The organism is Mycobacterium sherrisii, assembly GCF_002102355.1.
In the GTDB taxonomy this organism is placed as follows: Bacteria; Actinomycetota; Actinomycetes; order Mycobacteriales; family Mycobacteriaceae; genus Mycobacterium; species Mycobacterium sherrisii.
Window position 1 is genome coordinate 12,628 of sequence record NZ_LQPT01000072.1, and the last position, 20,786, is coordinate 33,413.

Below are 20,786 nucleotides of genomic sequence, written 5' to 3' on the forward strand. Positions count from 1 at the left end.
TTTGGTCTAACGTTGCATCCGTGGCGAATTCGCACCCGCAGCCTGGGCAAGAAGTGGAATTGGATTTTGCCCGTGAATGGGTGGAGTTCTTCGATCCGGACAATCCGGAGCACCTGATCGCGGCCGACCTCACCTGGTTGCTGTCCCGCTGGACCTGTGTGTTCGGCACCCTGGCCTGCCGCGGCACGGTGGCCGGGCGCCCCGATGACGGATGTTGCTCGCACGGCGCCTTTTTGTCCGACGACGACGACCGGGCGCGGTTGGACGACGCCGTCAAACAACTCACCGACGACGACTGGCAGTTCCGCGAAAAGGGCTTGGGCCGCAAGGGTTACCTCGAATTAGACGAGCACGACGGCGAACCGGCGTATCGCACCCGCAAATACAAGCAGGCGTGCATCTTTTTGAACCGCCCCGGGTTTGCCGGCGGCATCGGATGCGCGTTGCACAGCAAGGCCCTCAAGCTCGGAGTGCCGCCCCTGACCATGAAGCCCGACGTGTGCTGGCAACTGCCGATCCGGCGCAGCCAGGAGTGGATCACCCGGCCCGACGGCACCGAGATCCTTAAGACCTGGGTCACCGAATACGACCGGCGGGGCTGGGGTTCCGGTGGCGCCGACTTGCACTGGTACTGCACGGGGGACCCGGGCGCGCATGTCGGGGCCAAGCAGGTGTGGGAAAGCCTGGCCGACGAACTGGCCGAGCTGCTGGGCGCCAAGGCGTACGCCGAGCTAGCCGCAATGTGTAAGCGCCGCAGCCAATTAGGCTTGATCGCCGTGCATCCGGCCACTCGCATCGCCGAGTAGCGGGCCGTTCGGCGTTGAGTGTGCGCCCGTGGCGTTGACTGTGCGTCCGCGGCGTCGACACGCCGAGCGGGCTAGCCGTAGCAGCACACCCCGCGCCCTCAATGCACACCCGCCTACCGGTACGCCTTAACTATCCGGTTCGCCGGAAGCCGGATTGGCGAAACTCTTACGGCCCTTGGACGCCGACCGGGACTTGGATTCCGGCGTTTTCCGCCACGCTCGAAGCATTTCCCGCCACGCTCGATGCGCTTCCCGTCGTGCTCGCCGCGCTACTCGCCGCGCTGGCCGAACTGCTGCTCGCGGCGCTGGCCGAGCTGGCGCTTGCCGCGGATGCCGCCGCTGCCCCGCTGGAACTCGGAGTCGGGAGGGGCGTGGCGACGGCGGGGCCTGTGATGACGGTGCCGGTGTTGACGGCGAGGATCGCGCCGCCGGAGTTGAGGGTGACATTGACCCCGGCCCCGCTGGCGGTGAGACCGCCGGTTGGGGCGGTGAAAGTGCCGGTGAACATGCCGCTATTGGGCATGACGGTAACCGTGCCGTTCGTGAGGGTGCCGGTGACGCCGGCTTGAAACTGCAAAGTCAAACCCGCGGGTACGGTGACGGTTTCCCCGTACGACGGAACGTTCAAGGTCACACTGGTGACGGCCTTGAACATGCCTCCGCTGAAGGTGATGGGGTAGCCCTCGGTGGCGGTGACGGTGACGCCGGGATCGATGACCGCGCCGCCGGGTGCGACGTTGGCACTGCTGCCGGAGGGCAGGGGCGGGTCGACGCCCCCGGACTGCTGGGAGGCGGCGAGCTGCATTACGGATTGGGTGCGAGCGCTGGTCGCATCGCCGGCGGATTTAGCGACCGCGCTGGCTTGGCGAGCCTGTCCGGACTGGTTTGTGGTTTGTGGGGGTTCGTCGAACGGTTTCAGGGTGCTGGCCGAGGCCGCGGCCGCCGCGTAGCCGTACATCGCGGTGGCGTCTTGTGCCCACATCGCCATGTACTGCGCCTCGGTCGCCGCGATCGCCGGCGTGTTCTGCCCGAAGAAATTCGTCGCGATCAACGCCAACAGCTGCGCCCGGTTGGCCGCGACCACCGGCGGCGGCACCGTCATCGCAAAGGCCGCTTCATAGGCCGCGGCGGCGCTAAATGCCTGCGTAGCCGTCTGCGCGGCTTGACCCGCGCACGCCTGCAGCCAGGCCGTGTACGGCGCGACCGCGGCGGACATCGCCGCCGCGGAAGGACCGATCCACACCTGCCCAACCAACCCGGCGACCTGCGCCGAGTAGCCCCCGGCCGCGAACTCCAGCTCGGCCGCCACCTCATCCCAGGCCGCCGCCGCGGCCAACATCGGCCCGGCCCCGGGCCCGGCATACATCAGTCCCGAATTGACTTCCGGTGGTAGCAAACCGAAATCCATTCCCCGAGCCCCTTTGCTTGAGCGCGTGGCGTGCGGTCTCGTTCCCAGCGAACACTGCCGGGATTAACACACGTGTCAAATAACAATCACATGTAATACCAGGCGAACACCAAAATCCACGCTGGTCAGGGTGACATGCATCACATCAGGTCGGTTGCGACTCTGCTCATCGCAGAGTTGCCAGCGCCGCCAGCGCCTCGGCGGGGAGCGAACGCGTTGCGTCAGGTGGCTTGCGAGCGGTAGGCCGCGACCATGCGCAGCGCGCTGGCGTTCAGGTAGGCCTCGACGGCCGCGGCGGCCGCGGGGGCGTCGCGCGTCAGCACCGCGTCGGTGATCGCCCGCAGGTCAGCCACCACGGGCTCGGGATCGTCGTAGGCGCGGGTGAGCTCGTGCTCCCGCCCGCCAAAGGCGTCGTCCACCCAGCGGTAGAGCAATCCCAAGGCACGGTTACGGGTGCCGTGGATGAGCGCGCGAAAGTAGGCGAGGTCGGCGGCCTGTAGCGCCGCCGCGCCGCCGGCGTCGCGCACCGCCGCCAGCGCGGCCCGCAACGCCTTGTCATCCTCGGGACGGGACCGTTGCGCCGCCAAGCGGCCGATCAGCGGGCCGAGCGCGGCGCGGATCTCGAGCAGCTCGACCAGGAACTCGGGACCCAACTTGCGGATCAACGCCTCGACCACCGCCGGATGCGTCAGCTCCTGCGGGTCGCGCACCACGTTGCCGCTGCCGTGGCGGGCCTCGATCAGGCCCATCTGCTGCAGCCGGGCCAACCCTTGCCGCAACGACGTGCGGTTGACCCCGAGCTGCTCGGCCAGCTCGCGTTCGGGCGGCAGCGCCGAGCCGGGCGGAAACGCGCCGTCGAGGATGGCGTCGGCGATCGAGGCGGTGATCTGCTCGTCCACCCGTTGGCGGTCCGGTGGCTGCAAGACATTTGACTGGTTCATTGGCTCAACCAATATAGTGGACGGAACCGATAACGGGGCGGAGGCGAGGCTGTGGACGACGAGCATGGATCGGCGGCGTCGCCGCGCTGGCGGGGCCAGGCCGGCCGGCTGGAGGTCTGGTACGCCACCCTGTCGGACCCGCGGACCCGGGCGGGGCTGTGGATGCATTGCGAGACGGTCGCGCCGACCGGCGACCGCTCCCCCTATGCGCACGGCTGGGCCACCTGGTTTCCCGCCGACGGCTCCCCACGCACCGGGCGTTTCGGCCCCGCACCGGTGCGACCGGCCGTCGGCGCCTGGTTCGACGCGGCCGGTGTGCGCGCCGCCCCCGAAGAACTGGTCGGCCGGGCCGGGGCGCTGGCCTGGGACCTGACCTGGAAGGACGCCGGCGCGCCGTTGTGGACATTTCCCCGGCCCGTCTGGCAACGCGAACTATTGCCCGGCGCCCAGGTCGTCCTCGCGCCCACCGCCGACTTCTCCGGTTCGATGACCATCGACGACGCCGCCGCGCAGATCGAGGGGTGGCGCGGCGGCGTCGCCCACATCTACGGACACGGCAACGCCAAACGCTGGGGCTGGATTCACGCCGACCTCGGCGGCGGCGATGTCCTGGAGGTGGTCACCGCGGTGTCCCACAAGCCGGGACTGCGTCGACTGCCGCCGCTGGCGTTCGTCCGCTTCCGGATCGACGGAAAGGATTGGCCCGCAAGCCCTTTACCCTCACTTCGGATGCGCTCGACGCTGGGACTGCAGCACTGGCAGCTGGAAGGTCGGATCGGCGGTCGCCGGGTGCTCATCCGCGTCGATCAGCCCCCGCAGCGCTGCGTGAGCCTGGGCTACACCGACCCCGACGGCGGCGCCGCGGTGTGCACCAACACCGAGCAGGCCGACGTCTACGTCGAAGTCGACGACCGGCGATGGACGGTGCTGGGCACCGGCCACGCCGAAGTCGGCCTGCGCGGCAGCCAGGCACCGGAACTCAACGAACGTAAGGACTTGACGTGAGCTTTCTGTTGGACCCGCCACTGCTGGTGGCGTCCGGAGTGCTGATCGAGCGGCAACTGCCGCCGGATCGCCGTGACGTCGCCGAGGCCGCCACGCTCGGCGTCTTCTTCGGCGGATCGTTCGGGCTCTACCACAACGTGCCCGGGCTGGGCGTGCTGTGGCGACCGTTCCGGGCTCGCAACGGCCGCGACTTCATGTGGAACAGCGGCGCTTTCGGCGTCAGGACCGAACCGGCCGGCTGGAAGTTGCACGCGGCGGCCGGGGCCATCTTCACCACCTATCCGTTCTTCATCAAGCTGGGCCGCCGGCTCGCGCGTTTGCTATGAGCCGGGCGGGGTCGGCGTTGTCCTCGTTCGGCAGCGCGTTGCTGCCCGAGGAGCACGGCGGCCCGCCGTCGAGTCAACTGGTCGGCCGCGTCGAGCGCTATCTCACCCAATTGCCCGCCACGACACGACTAGCGGTGCGCGGCGCACTGCTGTGCCTGAACACGGCGAGCTGCCTCACCACCGGGCGGTCGCTATCGCGCCTCGACCCCGCCCGGCGCGATCGAGTGCTGCACCGGCTGAGCGCGCTCGGCCCGGACGCCGGCGCCGTGATCGAAGCCCTCAAGGCGATCGTGCTGCTCGCCAATGGCGCGGATACCTTTGCGCCAGAACTACTTTCACGCGCCCAGGCGCACGATCCGGCCCGACCCGACGCGCCGTTGACGGTGATTCCATCGGCCCAGAGCCGCTCCGTCATCACCACCGACGCGGTGATCGTCGGTTCCGGCGCGGGCGGGGCCATGGTGGCGCGCACCCTGGCCCGGGCCGGGCTGGACACCGTGGTCCTCGAGGAGGGACGCCGGTGGACGGTCAACGAATTCCGCACCACCCACCCGATCGACCGCTATGCCGGGTTGTACCGCGGCGCCGGCGCCACCGTTGCGCTGGGCCGCCCCTCCATCATCACGCCCACCGGCCGGGCGGTCGGCGGCACCACCGTGGTGAATTCCGGAACATGTTTGCGGCCACCACATTCCGTGCAGCGTCGCTGGCACGACGAGTTCGGTCTGGCTCTGGCGGAACCGGACGGGCTGGCTCAGCATCTCGACGAAGTCGAGCGCACGCTGCGGGTCGCGCCGGTGCCGCTGCAGATCATGGGCCGCAACGGACGCCTGCTGCTGGATGCCGCGGCAACCCTGGGCTGGAGTGCGGCGCCCATCCCCCGCAACGCACCGGGATGTCGGGGCTGTTGCCAATGCGCGATCGGCTGCCCGAGCAACGCCAAGTTCGGCGTGCACCTCAACGCGCTGCCGCAGGCCTGCGCCGCGGGGGCGCGGATCATTGCCCAGGCCCGCGCCGAGCGGGTGCTGCACCATAACGGCCGCGCCCGCGGTGTGCGGGCCCGCCGGCCGGACGGCACCGTGATCGACATCCTCGCCGACACCGTCGTCGTCGCGGCCGGCGCTACCGAGACACCGGTCCTGTTGCGCCGCAGCGGCATTGGCGCCCACCCCCGCCTTGGGCGCAACCTTGCGCTGCATCCCGCGACGGTGCTCGCCGGCCGGTTCGACGACGACGTCCTGGCCTGGCGCGGGGTGCTGCAGAGCGCGGCCGTGCACGAGCTTCACGAGTCGGACGGTGTGCTGATCGAGGCGACCTCGACACCGCCGGGGATGGGCTCGATGGTCTATCCCGGGTACGGCGCTCGGTTGCTCGGCTGGCTCGACCGAGCGCCTCAAGTCGCGACGTTCGGCGCCATGATCGCCGATCGCGGAGTCGGCTCGGTGTCCTCGGTGCGCGGCGAGACGGTCATGCGCTACAACATCTCTCGGGCCGACCTCGCCAAGCTGATGATCGCGGTCGCGGCCATGGGGCGGCTGTTGTTCGCGGCGGGAGCCGTCGAGGTGCTCACCGCCTTGCCCGGGGCGATGACGGTGACGTCGCTGCCCGCGTTGCGCGACGTGCTGAGCCGAAGCGACCCGAGAAGCCTGCACCTGGCCGCCTTCCATCCCACCGGCACCGCGGCCGCCGGTGCCGACGCGCAGGTCTGTCCCGTCGATCAGACGGGACGGCTGCGCGGCATCGACGGTGTGTGGGTGGCCGACGCGTCGATCCTGCCCAGCTGCCCGGAGGTCAATCCGCAGCTGTCCATCATGGCGCTGGCGCTGGCGGTGGCCGGCGAGGTGGTCAGCGCCCGCTGACCCTGCCAGGTCGAGATCACATCCGGTCGCCGCGGTGACCGCTCCGGACAGGAACTCCGAGAGGGCCTCGGCGTTGAGCTGGGGTTGGATGCCAGCCGTACCCGCCAGGCCCGGCGTGGCCAGCAGCGGACTCGCGACGTCCACCCCGGACACGGCCGGTGTGGTGGCCGAAACGACGGGAACGAAAACGCCGGTGGTGCTGGCGCCGGAATTTATGGTCATGACGGTCCCGCCGGAGCTGACCGGGGCGGTGCAGCCGCGGTTGCGGGACGATCCGGCGATGCCGAACTAGCCCTCGAGCTTGTAGCCCAGCCCCCGAACGGTCACCAGGTGCACCGGATTGGCGGGGTCGGCTTCGATCTTGGACCGCAGCCGTTTGACGTGCACGTCGAGCGTCTTGGTGTCCCCGACGTAATCGGCGCCCCAGACCCGATCGATCAGCTGCCCGCGGGTCAGCACCCGGCCGCTGTTGCGCATCAGATACTCGAGCAGATCAAATTCCTTGAGCGGCAAGGTGATTGTGTCGCCGTTGACCGACACGACGTGCCGCTCGACGTCCATGCGCACCGGCCCGGACTCCAAGACGCCGTCGCTGATCTCGGAGTCGTCGTCGCCGCCCCGGCGCAGCACCGCCCGAATCCGTGCGATCAGCTCGCGTGCCGAATACGGCTTGGTCACATAGTCGTCGGCGCCTAACTCCAGGCCGACCACCTTGTCGATCTCACTGTCGCGAGCCGTCACCATGATCACCGGCACGCCGGAGCGGGACCGCAGCTGCTTGCACACGTCGGTGCCCGACATGCCGGGCAGCATCAGGTCCAGGAGCACGATGTCGGCGCCGGCCCGGTCGAACTCGGCGAGCGCAGCCTGCCCATCGGTCACCACGGTGGCCTCGAAGCCCTCCTTGCGGAGCAGAAAAGCCAGCGGGTCGGCAAGCGACTCCTCGTCTTCAACGATCAGCACGCTGGTCATCGGGGGTGCTCCTCATCCTTTCGCCTTGCATCGTCATGCACGCGGGTCATCGACTCAGTTCTTCCTCTCGTTGGGACCTGCTGGGCCGCACCTCGCGAGCCCGGGGTTGCTCGGGTTCCTCGTCGCCGGCGGTGTCCTGGTAGGCCGGGATGGACAACGTGAACGTCGACCCGGTTCCCGGCTTGCTCCACACGCCGATGCTGCCGTCGTGGTTCGCGGCAACGTGTTTGACGATCGCCAACCCCAGCCCACTGCCGCCGGTGGCTCGCGAACGCGCCTTGTCCCCCCGGAAAAACCGCTCGAAGACCCGCTCCTGGTCTTCCAGCGCAATCCCGATACCGCGGTCGGTGACCGCGATTTCGATGTTGTCGCCGCGGCGGCGACGGCTGATCGACACCGGCGAACCCGGCGGCGAATAGGCGATCGCGTTGGACACCAGATTGGCCAGCGCGGTCACCAACAGCGTTTGATCCCCCAGCACCTGCAACCCGGTGGGTGCGTCGGTGCGAACCTCGATCTTGGCATTGTCGGCCGCCACCTTGTGTCGTGAAATCGCTTCGGACACAACGGTATCGACATCGACGGCGGTGACGTTGGGCAGACGCTCCGCGCCTTGCAGCCTGGACAGCTCGATGAGCTCGGCGACCATGTCCCCCAGCCGATTCGCCTCGATGAGCACCTTTTCCGCGAACCGGCGCACGGTTTCGGAGTCGTCCGCCGACGCCAACAACGCCTCCGCGAGCAGGGCCATCGCGCCGACGGGGGTCTTGAGTTCGTGGCTGACGTTGGCGACGAAGTCGCGCCTGGTCGCCTCCATGCGCGCATAGTCGGATTGGTCGTGCACGAAGACGACCGCAAACCTGCGGTCTTCCTCGCTGAGCAGCCGAGCCTGACCGTGCACCGAAATCCCGGACCGGCCGGCGGCCGCACGCTTGGCGGGCTGCAGATCGAACTCGATCTGTTCGCCGTCGAGCGCCTGCTGCGCCGCATCCCAGGCTTCGTCGTCGAGCTGGCGGTCGCGCACCAGGCCCAGTTCCTTGGCCCGCTCGTTGAGGTAGACGACGTCGCGGTGGGAATCCACCACCGCCGCGCCCAGCGGCATCAGCGTGACGATCTGCTGCAGCATCTCCGCGACGGTGATACCGGTCGATTCGGTGGTCGCTCGCTGCCGCCGCAGCGCCACCCGTGCGGACAACCGAGTGCCGGCCGCCACACCAACGGCCAGCGCAAGCACTGACAAGACCCCGGCCAGCAACAGCGCCGAGAACACGGTCACGAACGAAATCCTACAAATCTGGTGAACGCAGCCCTAGCGGAACGAGGCCAAAATCGGACAAGTCACAACTTGCGTCACATCTGTTCCACCGCCGTTCACGCGATGTTTGGCTGACGAGCGTCCTGGCGTGAGCGACGCCGCTGCAAAAAGCCTACCGATTGCCCTGGCTGGCTACCGCCGCGGCGCCGGCGGCCGCCGCCTCCGGGTCCAGATAGGTACCGCCCGCCACCACCGGACGCAGGTCGGCATCCAGGTCGTACCGCAGCGGGATGCCGGTGGGGATGTTCAGCCCGGGGATCGCCTCGTCGGAAATCTGATCGAGGTGTTTGACCAGCGCCCGCAGCGAGTTGCCGTGCGCGACGATGAGCACCGTCCGGCCGACCCGCAGATCCGGGACGATGACGTCGGTGAAATACGGCAGGAAGCGCACCACCACGTCGGCCAGGCATTCGGTGAGCGGGCCGCCGCCGATGTCGGCATAACGCGGGTCGGCGTCCTGGCTGTATTTGCTGCCCTTCTCGATGGACGGCGGGGGGGTGTCGTAGCTGCGCCGCCAGGCCATGAATTGCTCGTCGCCGTAGCGCGCCTTGATTTCGGCCTTGTCCAGGCCCTGCAGCGCGCCGTAGTGCCGTTCATTGAGCCGCCAACTGCGATGCACGGGGATCCACAGCCGATCCGCGGCATCCAGCGCCAGATGGGCGGTGGTGATCGCCCGCCGCAACAACGACGTGTACAGCACGTCGGGCAGCAAATTGTGTTCGGCCAGCAGCTCGCCGCTGCGCACCGCTTCGGTCCGCCCCTTTTCGGTGAGGCCGACGTCGACCCATCCGGTGAACAGGTTCAGCGAGTTCCATTCACTCTCGCCGTGGCGAAGTAATACCAGGGTCGCAGTGTCAGCCATGCGGTCAGTCTCTCACGCACCAACTAATGGTCGTCATCTTCGATCAGGTGGCTGAAAGCCTCCAGATTCTTCAGCGACTCGCCGCGCGAGACCCGCCACTCCCACTCCTTTTGGATGGAGGACCGAAAACCCAACTCGAGCAAGGTGTTGAAATCCGAATCCACCGCCTCCAGGACCTGCCCGAGCACGCGGTCGATTTCCTCGGCGTCCACCGAGGCCAGCGACATCCGGCCGACCAGATAGATGTCCCCCACGTTGTCGAGGGTGTACGCGACCCCGTAAAGCCGGCGGTTGCGCTTGAGCAGGAACCGGTAGACGCCCTCGTGATTCTCGTCGGGCTTGCGGCACACGAATGCCTCGATGCGCACCGAATGCTCACCGATGCTCAGGATGGTGTTGGTCTTGAGTCGACGCTCGCCGGGCAGCTCCACCACCAGGCCGGGCAAACCCCCGTGCGCCCCTTCGTGTTTCGAATAGGTCAGGTCGCTGGCCTGCAGGGCCCGCTCGATCACCTGCTGCACCGTCGCCGTCACGAGCTGCGCTCCCGGGCCCATCGCAGCACACCGGCGCCGGTGCGGCTGTGGCCGCTCATGCGCCCACGCCCTGGCGCGGTGCCCATCGGCGTGGTTTGCGGGCCGCCGCACGATCCAGCGCCGACCCGACCCGGCGCTGCCGTGCGGCGGTGAAATCGTTGATCGCCCGCCGGTAGCTGGCCAGCAGCGCGTCGGTGGTGTTCTCCCAGGAGAACGTCGCCGCGTGCGCTGCGGCGGCCCGACTCATCGCCCGGCCCCGCGGGGTGCCGTCCAGCGCCAGCAGCCCGTCGAGCGCGTGCGCCCAGTCGTCGACGTCGTGGCCGCGGACCAGACAGCCGGTGACCCCGTCGCGCACGGCCACCGGTAGCCCCCCGACCGCGGCGGCCACCACCGGCGTGCCGCAGGCCTGCGCCTCCACCGCGACCAGACCGAACGATTCCGAATAACTAGGCACCGCAACAAGATTCGCGGCATGGAACAGGGTGGCCAGGTCCTCGCGGGACTGCGGCGGCAGGAACGTCACCCGATCGGTGATGCCGAGCTCGTCGGCCAGGCGCACCAGTCCGTCCGGCGTGGCCAAGCCGCTGCCGGACGGCCCGCCGGCGACCACGATGCGCACGCCGGGCAGCTTCGCCGCCGCCCGCAGCACGATGTCGGGCGCCTTCAGCGGCTGGATGCGCCCGACGAAAGCGACGATGGGTTCCTCGAGGTCAAGCCCGAAGGCGGCCCGGGCGGCCCGACGATCACCGGGATGGAATACCTCCAGGTCGACGCCGGGATGGACCACGTCGATCGCGGCGGGGTCGGCCCGGTGAAGCGAGATCAGTTGCTGCGCCTCGTCATTGGTGTTGACGATCAGCCGATCCGCCTCGTCGACGACCTGCTGCTCGCCCACCGTGCGCAGCGGCGGCTCCGGTGAGTCGCCGACGGCCAATGCGGCGTTCTTCACCGCCGCCAGGGTGTGCGCCGTATGCACCAGCGGCACCGCCCACCGATCCCGGGCCAGCCAACCGACCTGGCCGGACAGCCAGTAGTGCGAGTGCACGATGTCGTAGTAGCCGGCGTCGTGCGACGCCTCGGCGCGCAGCACCCCGGCCGCGAACGCGCACAGCTGGGTGGGCAGATCGTATTTGTCCAGGCCCTCGAACGGGCCCGCCACCACGTTGCGCACCAGCACGCCGGGCTCGACCTCGACGACCGGCGGATCGGCCGAGGCGGTGGCCCGGGTGAAGATCTCGACCTCGATACCCCGCCTGGCCAGATGCAACGCACTCTGCAACACGTACACATTCATCCCGCCGGCGTCGCCGGTGCCGGGCTGCGCCAGGGGGGAGGTGTGCACTGCCAATAGCGCGACCCGGCGCGGATCGTTTCGGAGGACCTCGTCGTGCCGCACTCTTTCATCTTTACAGCACGGCCCGAGTGGCGGCCGTCCGCGTCAGGCGGATGACTCCGGGATGATTTCGGCGATCCGGGAACCGATCACACCGGCGCGGCGCATCGCACCCAAGGGGTCGACGTACAGCCCGCCCAGCGACACGATGCCCGCTCCGGCTTCCTGCACCCGGTTGCCGAAGGCGGTCACCCGGATGTCCCGCGGCGCCAGCACCGAACGCGCCGCGAAGGCCGACTCCACCTGTTCCATCGCCTCCGGATACTCGGTGAAGGCCTGCCCGCCGACCACCAGCTCGTCGGGATTGAGCAGGTCACGCAGCAACGCGACGGCCTCGCCGAGCACCCGGGCCCGCTCCCCCAGCAAATCCTGGGCCTGCTGGTTGCCGGACCGGGCCACCCGAATCAGATCGGTGATGCCGGTGGTGGCGCCGTTGGGCCGGACCGCCGGGGCCGCCGGCAGGATGCGCAGCCGGCGGGCCGCGGCCAAGACGGCCTCATCGCTGACCGTGGACTCCAGCTGCCCGGTGCCGCCGAGCAGCTCGGAGTGTGCCGGCAGACCCGCGATGGTGCCGGGACCGCTGGACGGGCAGTGCACCCGTCCGCCGATCACCAGCGCGTAGCCCACGGTCTCGCGGGCGTAGACGTACAGGCTGGTCGGCGAGCTGGGCGCGAACCGCCGCATACCCAGCAGCAGCTCGGCGCCGGCCATCGCGTCGACGTGCGAGGCCACCGACACGGGCAGGCCCAACGCGTCGGCAAGCACCGGCCCGACCGGCGCTTGCCGCCACCCCAACCGCGGGTGGTCGACGTGGCCGGTGGTGCCGTCGACGGTGCCACCGATGGCCACTCCGACCCAGAGCGGCCGGCGCCGGTGCCAGCGCCGCAGATAGCGGCAGGCACTTTCGGCAAGCGAGGTCAGCGCGGCGGCCGGGGGGCTGAGCGGCGTCGGGGTCTCGACGGTGTCCAGCGTCCGGCCGAACAGGTCGGTCGCCACGATGCTGGTGGTGCGGGCGCCGATGTGGATGCCGAGCGTCACGAAGGGTTCGTGGTTGACCTCGACCGGTACGCGCGGGCGTCCGATGGCCCCGGAGACGGCCAGGTCGGCCCGTTCGCGGAGCAGCCCGGCGTCGAGCAGGGCGATGACCTGGCGGTTCACCGTCGCGATGCTCAGCGAAGTCACCCCTGCGATGACGTCGCGGCCGACCGGACCGCGCAACCGGACCGCCCGGAATACCGAGGCCGCGGCGGAGTCGGCGATGTGCAGCGCCGGCGGAAGGATTTGCCGATGCAGCCGGAGGTGACCCTTGCGGCTGGGCGAATGATGGGTGTGGGTGAGAGAAGTCGAGCGCACGAGCGTCCTTTGTCCGAGTTCTGATGGCCGGTCTTGGCCACAACCTGTTTTGGGTTCAGGCGCGGCAAAGTGCGCGGCAACAACACGCACATGCCGCGCAAAGACACGCGGCGGTGTTGTTGAACTGGGCGCTGTGGTGCACATCAGGAATTTAGCACGTTTATTAGAGTTGTCCCGGTGAGTGTTGCGAACGCCAATCAACGGGTGGCGGTAGTCACCGGCGCCAGTTCCGGGATCGGTGCAGCAACCGCGAGAACCCTTGCCGCCCTTGGGTTTCATGTGGTTGCGGTGGCCCGACGCGCGGACCGCATCAACGCCCTCGCGGAGGAGATCGACGGCAGCGCGGTTGTGGCCGACGTCACAGACGAGGTGGCCGTGCAAGCCTTGGCCTCCGCGGTGGGCCGGGTCGACATGCTAGTTAACAACGCGGGTGGCGCTCGAGGGTTGGCGCCGGTGGCCGACTCCGACCTGGAGCATTGGCGGTGGATGTGGGAGACCAATGTGGTGGGGACGCTGCGGATCACTCGCGCGCTGTTGCCCAAGCTGATCGACTCCGGCGACGGCCTGATCATCACCGTCACCTCGGGGGCCGCGCTGGAGGTCTACGACGGCGGCGCGGGATACACGTCGGCAAAACACGCCCAGGCCGCCGTGCACCGCACGCTGCGCGGTGAGCTGCTCGGAAAACCGGTGCGGCTCACCGAAATCGCCCCTGGCGCAGTCGAAACCGAGTTTTCACTGGTGCGCTTCGATGGCGACCAGCAGCGCGCGGACGCGGTGTATGCGGGCATCACGCCGCTGACCGCGACCGACGTCGCGGAGGTAATCGGGTTCGTGGCGTCCCGGCCGTCGCACGTCAACCTGGACCTGATCGTGGTCCGGCCGCGGGATCAGGCCAACGCGGTGCGGTTCAACCGCCGGGGCTAGGGGACGGCGACGTCGTCGTGGTGGTCGGAGTTCCCGACAGGCTCGGCGCCGTCGACGGGGTGACCGGCGCGGTCACCGGGATCTGACTGGCGGGCGGGTGTGCGCTCGGCGGCGGCAACGCCGACATGGCCACCCAGGTGTCCCAATCCACGGCCCAGTCCCAGATGTCGCCGTCGGAATAAGACAACTGGATCGAGCTGCCGGTCACCTCGACCGGATCGCCGTAGATCGCCGAGCTGTAGTACTGCGCGGCATCCTCGGTCGACAGGTTGATGCACCCGTTGGTGACGTTGGTGTTGCCCTGCGCACCGGAACTGGCCGGGTTGGCGTGGATGAACTCGCCGTTGTTGGAGATTCGCACCGCCCAGCGTTCGTGCACGTGGCTGTAGCCGGCCGCGGGGTTGGACATGTAGAAGTCGGCGTACTTCTCGGTGACCACGTGGACGCCGTTGCGAGTGACGTTGCGGGCCTTGTCGGCCTCGCCGTAGCTGCATGGGAAGTCCATGATCACACCAGCGTCGGTGACGACCTGCATCCGGTGCGAGGACACCTCGGCCTTGACCACCTGGCGCCGGCCGATCTGGATCTTCAGTGACATGTCCTGCAGGCCGTAGGCGCCGTCACCGAACGGCAGCCCGTAGAACTTGGCGTCGACGCTGACGGTGGTGCCCGCGGGGTAGTACTCGCGGGGGCGATAGTGGATGCGGGCGCCCTGCTGTTCGTCGGGCAGCCAGGCCCAGCTGCCCTCCACGGGCGGGTTGGTGGTGACCGTCAACGCCTTCTCGACCGTGGCCTTGTCGCTGATCGGCGCGTCGAACTGGATGATGATCGGCGCGGCGACGCCGACCGTCTGCCCGTCGGCCAACTGGAAGCCGCCGTCGATCTTCTTGGCGGGCGCGACCGTGCTGAATTTGCCCGTGACCGGGACGGTCTTGCCGTCGTGGCCGACGACCGAGCCACTCCAGCTATAGGTGGCGTCGTAGCCCAGCGGCTCGGTGGTGGTGTAGACGGTGCGGTCGGCGTTGAACGCGCCGGCGACGACCTTGCCGGACGAGTTCGTCAACGCCACCTTCTGAAACCAGCCGTCGGTGACCGAGACGCTGATCGGCGCGATGGGAACCACATCGGTGGCGTTGTCGGCGGGCTGGTATTTCAGGCTGGGCGCCGACTGCTGTTTGCTCTTCTCCGCTTGCTTGGTCGCACTGCCGCCGCAGGCGGCCAGCACACTCGGCGCGAACACACCCAGCCCCAGGGCGGTCAGGGCTAGCCGCCGGTTCATCGGCGGCCTGTCCTCGGATGTGCTCACGACACTAAAAGATACCGGCAGCGGCGACATCCTCGGCGCCGCGACAACTCGAAAAGGCGTCCGACCGGGCGTGATTTAGCCGTCTAACCCGCACCCAAGCAGCACAGGTTCGGGTTCCAGTGTGATGGCAAACACGTCGCGCACGCCGTCGCGAACGGTACGCGCCAATGCGATCACGTCCGCGGTGCGGGCGTTGCCGCGGTTGGTCAGAGCAAGCGCGTGCCTGGTGGACAGTCGGCACGGAGCCGTCGGATCGTCGGGATAGCCCTTGCCGAAACCCGCGCGCTCCACCAGCCAGCCGGCGGCCAGCTTGACCCCGGCCGGGGCCGGGTAGTGCGGCACCGGGCCGTCGACCTGCGCGGCCAGCGACTCGTAAACCGCCGGCGCGACAACCGGATTGGTGAAAAACGAGCCCACGCTCCAGGTGTCCGGGTCGGCGGGGTCGAGCACCATGCCCTTGCCGGCGCGCAGCGCCAGCACCGCGTCGCGCACCGCCTGCGGGTCGGCCCGGTCACCGGTGGCCGCGTTGAGCGCCGCGGTCAGTTCGCCGTAGCGCAACGGCGCGCTGCGGCCCGTCGCGTCCAGCGCGAATTCCACCTCCAGCACGACCGCCGGTACCTGCGGGTTCTGCTTGAACATGCTGGTGCGGTAGCCGAAACCGAGCTCCGCGCCGGGGATCCAGCGCACCGCGCCGGTGCGGCGATCCAGCACCCGGACCTGGGTGATCGTGTCGGCGACCTCCGCCCCGTAGGCACCCACGTTCTGCACCGGGGTCGCCCCGGCGGATCCCGGGATGCCGGAAAGGCATTCCAGCCCGCCCAGCCCCTGTTCGATGGCGGCGACCACCACGTCGTCCCACACCGCGCCGGCCTCGGCGCGCACCACGTTGGCCTCGACGGTGATGCCGCGGCTGGCCAGCCGCACCACGGTCAGGTCGGGCAGGTCGTCGGCGATCACCAGGTTCGAGCCGCCGGCGAACACCAACACGGGTCCGCCGTCGCCCGCGCGGCTGGCCGCGTCCAGCTCGCCCAGCACGGCGACGACCTGTTCGCTGCTGGTGCAGGTGATCAGCTGCCGCGCCACCGGCCCCACCCGCAACGTGGTCAACGGGGCCAACGGCACCGCCTCGTCGACGTGCGCACCGGCGAAGAGCGATCCGGCCTCGCTCGGCTTCATGGCCCGTAACGGTAGCCTGACCTGCTATGCCACGCTCATTCGACTTGTCCGCCGACTATGCGGACCGTGTCGAGGAGCTGCACCGTGCTTTCGCTGACGCGGCCTACTGGCAGGCCCGGCTCGCCGATATTCCGGTCGACGAGGCTCGGCTGGAGTCGCTTCGCGTCGGGGGGGACTCCGGGGACGACGGCACCATCGAGGTGGTAACCCTGCAGCACGTGCGCAGCCACAACCTGCCCGCGATGGTGACCCAGCTGCATCGCGGCGATCTGTTGTTCCGGCGCGAAGAACGCTGGGGCGCGGTCACCGACGGCGTCGCGACGGCAGCCATCCGAGGCTCGATCGTGGATACCCCGGTGCACGTGGCGGGCACGGCCGAGCTGTCCCCGATCGCCGACGGCCGCGCCCGCCTGACCTACCGTGCCACCATCCAGGTCCGGATCCCGCTGATCGGCGGCAAGGTGGAGAAGATCATCGGCACCCATCTGGCCGAGCTGGTCAACCGGGAACAACGCTTCACCACCGAATGGATCACCCACAACGCATAGTTCCGGCATAGTTCCGGGCATAGGTCCGGGATCGTGCTGCCCGCGTCGTCCCACGCCTAAGCTGGCGGACATGCGAATCGCGTTGGCGCAACTGCTCAGTGGCAGCGACCCGGCCGCGAACCTGCAGCAGGTCCGCGACTACACCCGTCGCGCCGCCGACGCTGGCGCGACGCTAGTGGTGTTCCCCGAGGCGACGATGTGCCGGTTCGGGGTCCCGCTCAAACCGATCGCCGAGCCCATCGACGGCCCGTGGGCGGACGGTGTCCGACGGATCGCCGCCGACGCCGGCATCACGGTCGTGGCCGGCATGTTCACCCCGTCCGGCGACGGCCGCGTCACCAACACCCTGATCGCGGCCGGACCGGGCACCCCCAACCAGCCGGACACCCACTACGACAAGATCCACCTCTACGACGCGTTCGGCTTCACCGAGTCGCGCACCGTCGCGCCCGGCCGGGAACCGGTGGTGATCACCGTCGACGGGGTGGGCGTCGGCCTGACCGTTTGCTATGACATCCGCTTCCCGGGCCTCTACACCGAACTGGCCCGCCGCGGCGCCCAGCTCATTGCCGTGTGCGCCTCCTGGGGGTCGGGTCCCGGAAAACTCGAGCAGTGGACGTTACTGGCACGCGCTCGCGCGCTGGACTCGATGAGTTACGTCGCCGCGGCCGGCCAGGCTGATCCCGGTGACACGCTGGCCGACTCGGGATCGGCGTCCGCAGCGCCGACCGGAGTGGGCGGCAGTTTGGTGGCCTCCCCCTTCGGCGAAGTGGTCGCCGCGGCCGGCGCGGACCCGCAGCTGGTGGTCGCCGACATCGACATCGACGAGGTCGTCAGGGCCCGAGAGAGCATCGCGGTGCTGCGCAACCAAGCGGAGTTTGCTCATGGCGATAGGGCAGAATCGGTTGGGTGACGAACCCGCAAGGACCATCCAGCGAGGGCCCGTCGTCGTGGGCGCGTCCCGGCAATCAGACCCCGTTCGGCCCGCCCACTGAACGCCCTACCGAGCGGTTGAGCGCGCCCGGGAACACCCCGCCGCCGCATCCGGCGGCGGCCGCCGGGGGGCCTCGCCCCGGCGGCCCGGCCGGCCCGGACAGTCCGGGCGGGAGCTATGCGCCGCCGCCCGCGCCGCCCACCCAACGCACCGCCGCCCCCAGCGAGGAGCCGGCGCCGAAGAAGGGCAAACGGCTGCGCGACCCGCTGGCCATCGTCCTGATCTGCGTGATCGTGGTGTCGTTGGTGCTCGCGGGCCTGATCGGCGGGGAGCTTTACGCCCGTCACGTCGCCAACAACAAGGTCGCCCAGGCGGTCGCCTGCGAGGTCCAGGATCAGGCGACGGCGTCGTTCGGCGTCGCGCCGCTGCTGCTGTGGCAGCTCGCGACGCAGCACTTCACCAACATCTCGGTGTCGACGGCGGGCAACCAGGTCCGTGACGCCAAGGCCATGAAGATCGACATCAGCATCAAGGACGTCAAACTCGACAAGACGGCCAACGCCAAGGGCACCATCGGCGCGCTCGACGCGACCATCACCTGGACCAGCGACGGCATCAAGCAGTCCGTGCAGAACGCGATCCCGGTGCTGGGTCCCTTCGTCACCAACAGCGTGACCACCCATCCCAGCGACGGCACCGTCGAGCTCAAGGGGATGCTGGACAACATCACCACCAAGCCGGTGGTGTCCGGCAACGGCATCCAGCTACAGATCCAGAGCTTCAACGCGCTCGGCTTCACAATGCCCCGCGAAAGTGTGCAGTCGACGCTGGATAGCTACACGCAGAAGCTGACGGCCAACTACCCGCTGGGCATTCACGCCGACAGCGTGCAGGTCACCGACTCCGGGGTGACGAGTCACTTCTCCACCCGCAATGCGACCATTCCGGCCGGGGACAACAACGACTCCTGCTTCGCCAACCTGTAGGGGCGGGCGCTAGCCGAGTCCGTCGAGCACCGCCCGGGTGCCGGACAGGCCCAGCCGGGTGGCACCGGCGCCCACCATCGCGATCGCGTCGGCCGCGGTGCGGATTCCGCCGCTGGCTTTGACGCCGAGTCGGCCGCCGACGGTCTGGGCCATCAGGGCGACGGCACGAACCGACGCGCCGCCGGCGGGGTGAAATCCGGTCGAGGTTTTGACGAAGTCGGCGCCGGCGTCCGCAGCGACACGGCACACGTCGGTCAGCGTGCGCCCGTCCGAATCACCCAGCAGCACAGCCGATTCCACGATCACTTTGAGCACCGCGTCGGGTATCGCGGCGCGCACCGTCGCGATGTCGGAACGCACCGCCGCCAGCTGCCCGGCTAGCGCGGCACCGATGTCGATCACCATGTCGACTTCGCTCGCACCGGATGCGACCGCCGTGGCGGCCTCCTGGGCCTTGACCGCCGATGTGTGCTTGCCCGACGGAAAGCCGGCTACCGCCGCGACCCGCACGCCCGGGACGGCCGCGGCGACCGGCACCATCGACGCGGACACGCACACCGCGTAGACGCCCAGGTCCACGGCTTCGTCGACCAAGGCCCTCACATCGGCGTCGGTGGCCTCGGGTTTGAGCAGCGTATGGTCGACCAGGCCCGCCATCTGCGTGCGGCTCAGTGCCATCAGAGGGGCCATCAGCGGAGGTCCTCCGGGCCGCCCGGATTGCAGCCGGAGGCGACCATCTCGGCGTCGTCGACGACGGGACGCCATGGCTCGAGATTCCAGCTGGTCTTGCCGGGCTCGGCCGTCTCGGCAAACTGCCAATGGCAGCTGAACTGCGCCCGCATACCGGCAGTGTCGGCGTCCGGCGTCATTGCCACCACTTCGGACCAGGCCTCAGACCAGGCCCCGGCGGCCGCGGTCCCGGGGTGGCCGGACGCCAGCCGTCCGGACGGGGTCGGAAAGACCCGCAGGGTCGGTCGGTCTCCCCACTGCGACCACTCGGAAACCCACGCGGTGTGATCGACGAACGGCGGACCTGACTCAGGGCCGGAGTCGGCCGGGCCGATCGCGCCGGGCTCGGCCGACGCCACACCGGCGAGCGAGCCCGCCGCCGGCGCCGCGCCCAGCAGGACGACGGCCGCGGGCACGGCCATCAGGATCTTCATCGCGTCAGCGCGACTTACCCTGAATTTCCAGCAGCTTTGGCCGCACGTCGACCAGATACACACCCGCCGCGCAGGCGGCGATTGCCATCCCGAGCACCCCGAAAATATAGCCCAGGATGGATGTCAATGCGACGGCCCCGCCCAGGATCACCAGCCACACCGGCTTGGTCATCTTGTCCGCGGCGGTATAGGCGTCGGCCCGCTGCATCGCGGCGTGTACGAACGCGTACACCGTCATGACCAGGACGCCGATCTGCAAGACCCACATGACGGTATTCACGGCTTGGCTCACCGCTCAAGGGTATGCGGGTTGCGTCATGTCCGTCGAATCCGAGCCGCCCCGCAGGGCCACTCGGCGCTCGGACTACTTTTGCGTGACCTTCTTGGCGGCGGCCTTCTTCGCCGGTGCCTTCTTGGCGGGGGCTTTCTTGGCCGGAGCCTTCTTGGCCGGGGCCTTCTTGGCCACCGCCGTGGAGGTCCCCTCCGCCTTGCGGGGCAGCTCGATGCCGACCAGCTTGGCGGCACGCTCGCCGACCGCGCGGGTCTGCGACGCCACGGTGCCCAGCGCCTCCTGGGTCAGCTCGACGGCCTGGTCGACGTAGCCCTCGGCGCGCGCCGTGGTCTCCTCGAACGGCCGCTGGCTGCGCAGCCGCTGCAGCGCGGCCTCGCCCCGCTCGACGAGCTCGTTGTACCGGCTGGTCGCGGCCTCCAGGTAGCCTTCGGCGGCCTTGCGCAGTTCCTCGGGGGTGAAGCGCTCGCGCAGCTCGGTGAACTGCTCGGGCAGGTCTTCCTGCAGCTTGGCGATCCGAGCGCGGCTCTCCTCGACGCGGCTGCGGGTGTCGGTGCGGGTGTCTTCGGCCCGCTCGCGCAGGTTGCCGATGAGTTCGTTCACGGTGGCCAGGGCCAGGTCGGCGGCCCCCAGGGCGGCGAGCAACGGTGCCCGCAGTTCTTCGATGTTCGTGTTTTCAGCCAT

23 protein-coding genes are annotated in these 20,786 nt (G+C 69.2%); 9 read left to right on the top strand and 14 right to left on the bottom strand.

Annotated elements, in window-relative coordinates; genetic code table 11:
* Positions 1-20: 20 nt before the first annotated feature.
* Positions 21-806: a DUF3109 family protein gene (locus tag AWC25_RS12105; protein WP_085166848.1), complete on the top strand. Its 786-nt coding sequence runs from the start codon at positions 21-23 to the stop codon at positions 804-806.
* Between the two features lie 166 nt (positions 807-972).
* Here the strand turns inward: AWC25_RS12105 and AWC25_RS27680 are convergent, their stop codons facing one another.
* Positions 973-2,214, bottom strand: coding sequence for a PPE family protein (locus AWC25_RS27680; protein WP_085166849.1), 1,242 nt, complete (start codon positions 2,212-2,214; stop codon positions 973-975).
* A gap of 221 nt (positions 2,215-2,435) precedes the next feature.
* Positions 2,436-3,155, bottom strand: coding sequence for a FadR/GntR family transcriptional regulator (locus AWC25_RS12115; protein WP_085166850.1), 720 nt, complete (start codon positions 3,153-3,155; stop codon positions 2,436-2,438).
* Positions 3,156-3,206: 51 nt separating this feature from the next.
* Here AWC25_RS12115 and AWC25_RS12120 point away from each other — a divergent pair, with 51 nt between their 5' ends.
* The 4 genes from AWC25_RS12120 to AWC25_RS26530 all read left to right on the top strand — a co-directional run bounded on the left by AWC25_RS12120 (position 3,207) and on the right by AWC25_RS26530 (position 6,637).
* Positions 3,207-4,160: a hypothetical protein gene (locus AWC25_RS12120; RefSeq protein WP_069400716.1), complete on the top strand. Its 954-nt coding sequence runs from the start codon at positions 3,207-3,209 to the stop codon at positions 4,158-4,160.
* Positions 4,157-4,486: a hypothetical protein gene (locus tag AWC25_RS12125; RefSeq protein ID WP_085166851.1), complete on the top strand. Its 330-nt coding sequence runs from the start codon at positions 4,157-4,159 to the stop codon at positions 4,484-4,486. Before AWC25_RS12120 ends, AWC25_RS12125 begins: the two co-directional genes overlap by 4 nt.
* A complete protein-coding gene (locus AWC25_RS12130; RefSeq protein ID WP_085166852.1) occupies positions 4,483-6,345 on the top strand; it encodes a GMC family oxidoreductase in 1,863 nt (620 codons plus the stop codon). The genes AWC25_RS12125 and AWC25_RS12130 overlap by 4 nt, the downstream gene beginning before the upstream one ends.
* A gap of 88 nt (positions 6,346-6,433) precedes the next feature.
* Positions 6,434-6,637, top strand: a complete 204-nt coding sequence (locus AWC25_RS26530; RefSeq protein WP_142278805.1) for a hypothetical protein — start codon at positions 6,434-6,436, stop codon at positions 6,635-6,637.
* On the opposite strand, the gene regX is transcribed toward AWC25_RS26530, so the two are convergent.
* The 6 genes from regX to AWC25_RS12160 all read right to left on the bottom strand — a co-directional run bounded on the left by regX (position 6,634) and on the right by AWC25_RS12160 (position 12,773).
* Positions 6,634-7,317: a two-component sensory transduction protein RegX gene (gene regX / locus AWC25_RS12135; protein WP_044509684.1), complete on the bottom strand. Its 684-nt coding sequence runs from the start codon at positions 7,315-7,317 to the stop codon at positions 6,634-6,636. The genes AWC25_RS26530 and regX overlap by 4 nt on opposite strands.
* Positions 7,318-7,363: 46 nt before the next feature.
* Positions 7,364-8,593, bottom strand: a complete 1,230-nt coding sequence (locus tag AWC25_RS12140; protein ID WP_142278806.1) for a sensor histidine kinase — start codon at positions 8,591-8,593, stop codon at positions 7,364-7,366.
* Between the two features lie 151 nt (positions 8,594-8,744).
* Positions 8,745-9,494, bottom strand: a complete 750-nt coding sequence (locus AWC25_RS12145; protein ID WP_069400713.1) for a phosphoglyceromutase — start codon at positions 9,492-9,494, stop codon at positions 8,745-8,747.
* A 23-nt stretch (positions 9,495-9,517) separates the two neighbouring features.
* Positions 9,518-10,027, bottom strand: coding sequence for a type III secretion system chaperone family protein (locus AWC25_RS12150; protein WP_169717124.1), 510 nt, complete (start codon positions 10,025-10,027; stop codon positions 9,518-9,520).
* A 55-nt stretch (positions 10,028-10,082) separates the two neighbouring features.
* The gene (gene mshA, locus AWC25_RS12155) at positions 10,083-11,423 is read right to left on the bottom strand and encodes a D-inositol-3-phosphate glycosyltransferase (RefSeq protein ID WP_085166854.1); all 1,341 of its coding nucleotides are present in this window, start codon (positions 11,421-11,423) and stop codon (positions 10,083-10,085) included.
* Between the two features lie 42 nt (positions 11,424-11,465).
* Positions 11,466-12,773 (bottom strand): ROK family transcriptional regulator, encoded by a 1,308-nt coding sequence (locus AWC25_RS12160; RefSeq protein WP_085166855.1) that lies wholly within the window; start codon positions 12,771-12,773, stop codon positions 11,466-11,468.
* A 177-nt stretch (positions 12,774-12,950) separates the two neighbouring features.
* Here AWC25_RS12160 and AWC25_RS12170 point away from each other — a divergent pair, with 177 nt between their 5' ends.
* On the top strand, positions 12,951-13,700 hold the full coding sequence (locus tag AWC25_RS12170) for an SDR family NAD(P)-dependent oxidoreductase (protein WP_069400709.1): 750 nt from the start codon (positions 12,951-12,953) through the stop codon (positions 13,698-13,700).
* Here AWC25_RS12170 and AWC25_RS12175 read toward each other — a convergent pair.
* Positions 13,684-15,036, bottom strand: a complete 1,353-nt coding sequence (locus tag AWC25_RS12175; RefSeq protein WP_069400708.1) for a L,D-transpeptidase — start codon at positions 15,034-15,036, stop codon at positions 13,684-13,686. The genes AWC25_RS12170 and AWC25_RS12175 overlap by 17 nt on opposite strands.
* A gap of 45 nt (positions 15,037-15,081) precedes the next feature.
* Positions 15,082-16,182: a UDP-N-acetylmuramate dehydrogenase gene (locus tag AWC25_RS12180; RefSeq protein WP_069400707.1), complete on the bottom strand. Its 1,101-nt coding sequence runs from the start codon at positions 16,180-16,182 to the stop codon at positions 15,082-15,084.
* Between the two features lie 26 nt (positions 16,183-16,208).
* Between AWC25_RS12180 and AWC25_RS12185 the strand changes: the two genes are divergently transcribed.
* The 3 genes from AWC25_RS12185 (at position 16,209) to AWC25_RS12195 (ending at position 18,650) form a co-directional block, all read left to right on the top strand.
* The gene (locus tag AWC25_RS12185; RefSeq protein ID WP_069400706.1) at positions 16,209-16,730 is read left to right on the top strand and encodes a DUF2505 domain-containing protein; all 522 of its coding nucleotides are present in this window, start codon (positions 16,209-16,211) and stop codon (positions 16,728-16,730) included.
* A 70-nt stretch (positions 16,731-16,800) separates the two neighbouring features.
* Positions 16,801-17,643, top strand: coding sequence for a carbon-nitrogen hydrolase family protein (locus tag AWC25_RS12190; RefSeq protein WP_085166856.1), 843 nt, complete (start codon positions 16,801-16,803; stop codon positions 17,641-17,643).
* The gene (locus tag AWC25_RS12195; protein ID WP_069400704.1) at positions 17,640-18,650 is read left to right on the top strand and encodes an LmeA family phospholipid-binding protein; all 1,011 of its coding nucleotides are present in this window, start codon (positions 17,640-17,642) and stop codon (positions 18,648-18,650) included. The genes AWC25_RS12190 and AWC25_RS12195 overlap by 4 nt, the downstream gene beginning before the upstream one ends.
* 9 nt (positions 18,651-18,659) lie before the next feature.
* On the opposite strand, the gene deoC is transcribed toward AWC25_RS12195, so the two are convergent.
* From deoC to hbhA, 4 genes are all read right to left on the bottom strand, one after another.
* On the bottom strand, positions 18,660-19,328 hold the full coding sequence (deoC, locus tag AWC25_RS12200; RefSeq protein WP_069400745.1) for a deoxyribose-phosphate aldolase: 669 nt from the start codon (positions 19,326-19,328) through the stop codon (positions 18,660-18,662).
* An 11-nt stretch (positions 19,329-19,339) separates the two neighbouring features.
* Entirely contained in the window at positions 19,340-19,813 is a 474-nt protein-coding gene (locus tag AWC25_RS12205) for a DUF2599 domain-containing protein (protein ID WP_069400703.1), read from the bottom strand.
* A gap of 4 nt (positions 19,814-19,817) precedes the next feature.
* Positions 19,818-20,081: a DUF2516 family protein gene (locus AWC25_RS12210; RefSeq protein ID WP_142278814.1), complete on the bottom strand. Its 264-nt coding sequence runs from the start codon at positions 20,079-20,081 to the stop codon at positions 19,818-19,820.
* 96 nt (positions 20,082-20,177) lie between these two features.
* Positions 20,178-20,786 (bottom strand): heparin-binding hemagglutinin HbhA, encoded by a 609-nt coding sequence (gene hbhA, locus AWC25_RS12215; RefSeq protein WP_069400744.1) that lies wholly within the window; start codon positions 20,784-20,786, stop codon positions 20,178-20,180.

What these genes read in the sequence shown, in the direction of transcription:
- AWC25_RS27680 (WP_085166849.1), bottom strand. Translation starts at nt 2,214, where the DNA reads ATGGATTTCGGTTTGCTACCACCGGAAGTCAATTCGGGACTGATGTAT.
- AWC25_RS12115 (WP_085166850.1), bottom strand. Translation starts at nt 3,155, where the DNA reads ATGAACCAGTCAAATGTCTTGCAGCCACCGGACCGCCAACGGGTGGAC.
- AWC25_RS12130 (WP_085166852.1), top strand. Translation starts at nt 4,483, where the DNA reads ATGAGCCGGGCGGGGTCGGCGTTGTCCTCGTTCGGCAGCGCGTTGCTG.
- AWC25_RS26530 (WP_142278805.1), top strand. Translation starts at nt 6,434, where the DNA reads ATGCCAGCCGTACCCGCCAGGCCCGGCGTGGCCAGCAGCGGACTCGCG.
- regX (WP_044509684.1), bottom strand. Translation starts at nt 7,317, where the DNA reads ATGACCAGCGTGCTGATCGTTGAAGACGAGGAGTCGCTTGCCGACCCG.
- AWC25_RS12145 (WP_069400713.1), bottom strand. Translation starts at nt 9,494, where the DNA reads ATGGCTGACACTGCGACCCTGGTATTACTTCGCCACGGCGAGAGTGAA.
- AWC25_RS12175 (WP_069400708.1), bottom strand. Translation starts at nt 15,036, where the DNA reads ATGTCGCCGCTGCCGGTATCTTTTAGTGTCGTGAGCACATCCGAGGAC.
- AWC25_RS12180 (WP_069400707.1), bottom strand. Translation starts at nt 16,182, where the DNA reads ATGAAGCCGAGCGAGGCCGGATCGCTCTTCGCCGGTGCGCACGTCGAC.
- AWC25_RS12185 (WP_069400706.1), top strand. Translation starts at nt 16,209, where the DNA reads ATGCCACGCTCATTCGACTTGTCCGCCGACTATGCGGACCGTGTCGAG.
- AWC25_RS12190 (WP_085166856.1), top strand. Translation starts at nt 16,801, where the DNA reads ATGCGAATCGCGTTGGCGCAACTGCTCAGTGGCAGCGACCCGGCCGCG.
- deoC (WP_069400745.1), bottom strand. Translation starts at nt 19,328, where the DNA reads ATGGCACTGAGCCGCACGCAGATGGCGGGCCTGGTCGACCATACGCTG.
- AWC25_RS12205 (WP_069400703.1), bottom strand. Translation starts at nt 19,813, where the DNA reads ATGAAGATCCTGATGGCCGTGCCCGCGGCCGTCGTCCTGCTGGGCGCG.
- AWC25_RS12210 (WP_142278814.1), bottom strand. Translation starts at nt 20,081, where the DNA reads ATGTGGGTCTTGCAGATCGGCGTCCTGGTCATGACGGTGTACGCGTTC.
- hbhA (WP_069400744.1), bottom strand. Translation starts at nt 20,786, where the DNA reads ATGGCTGAAAACACGAACATCGAAGAACTGCGGGCACCGTTGCTCGCC.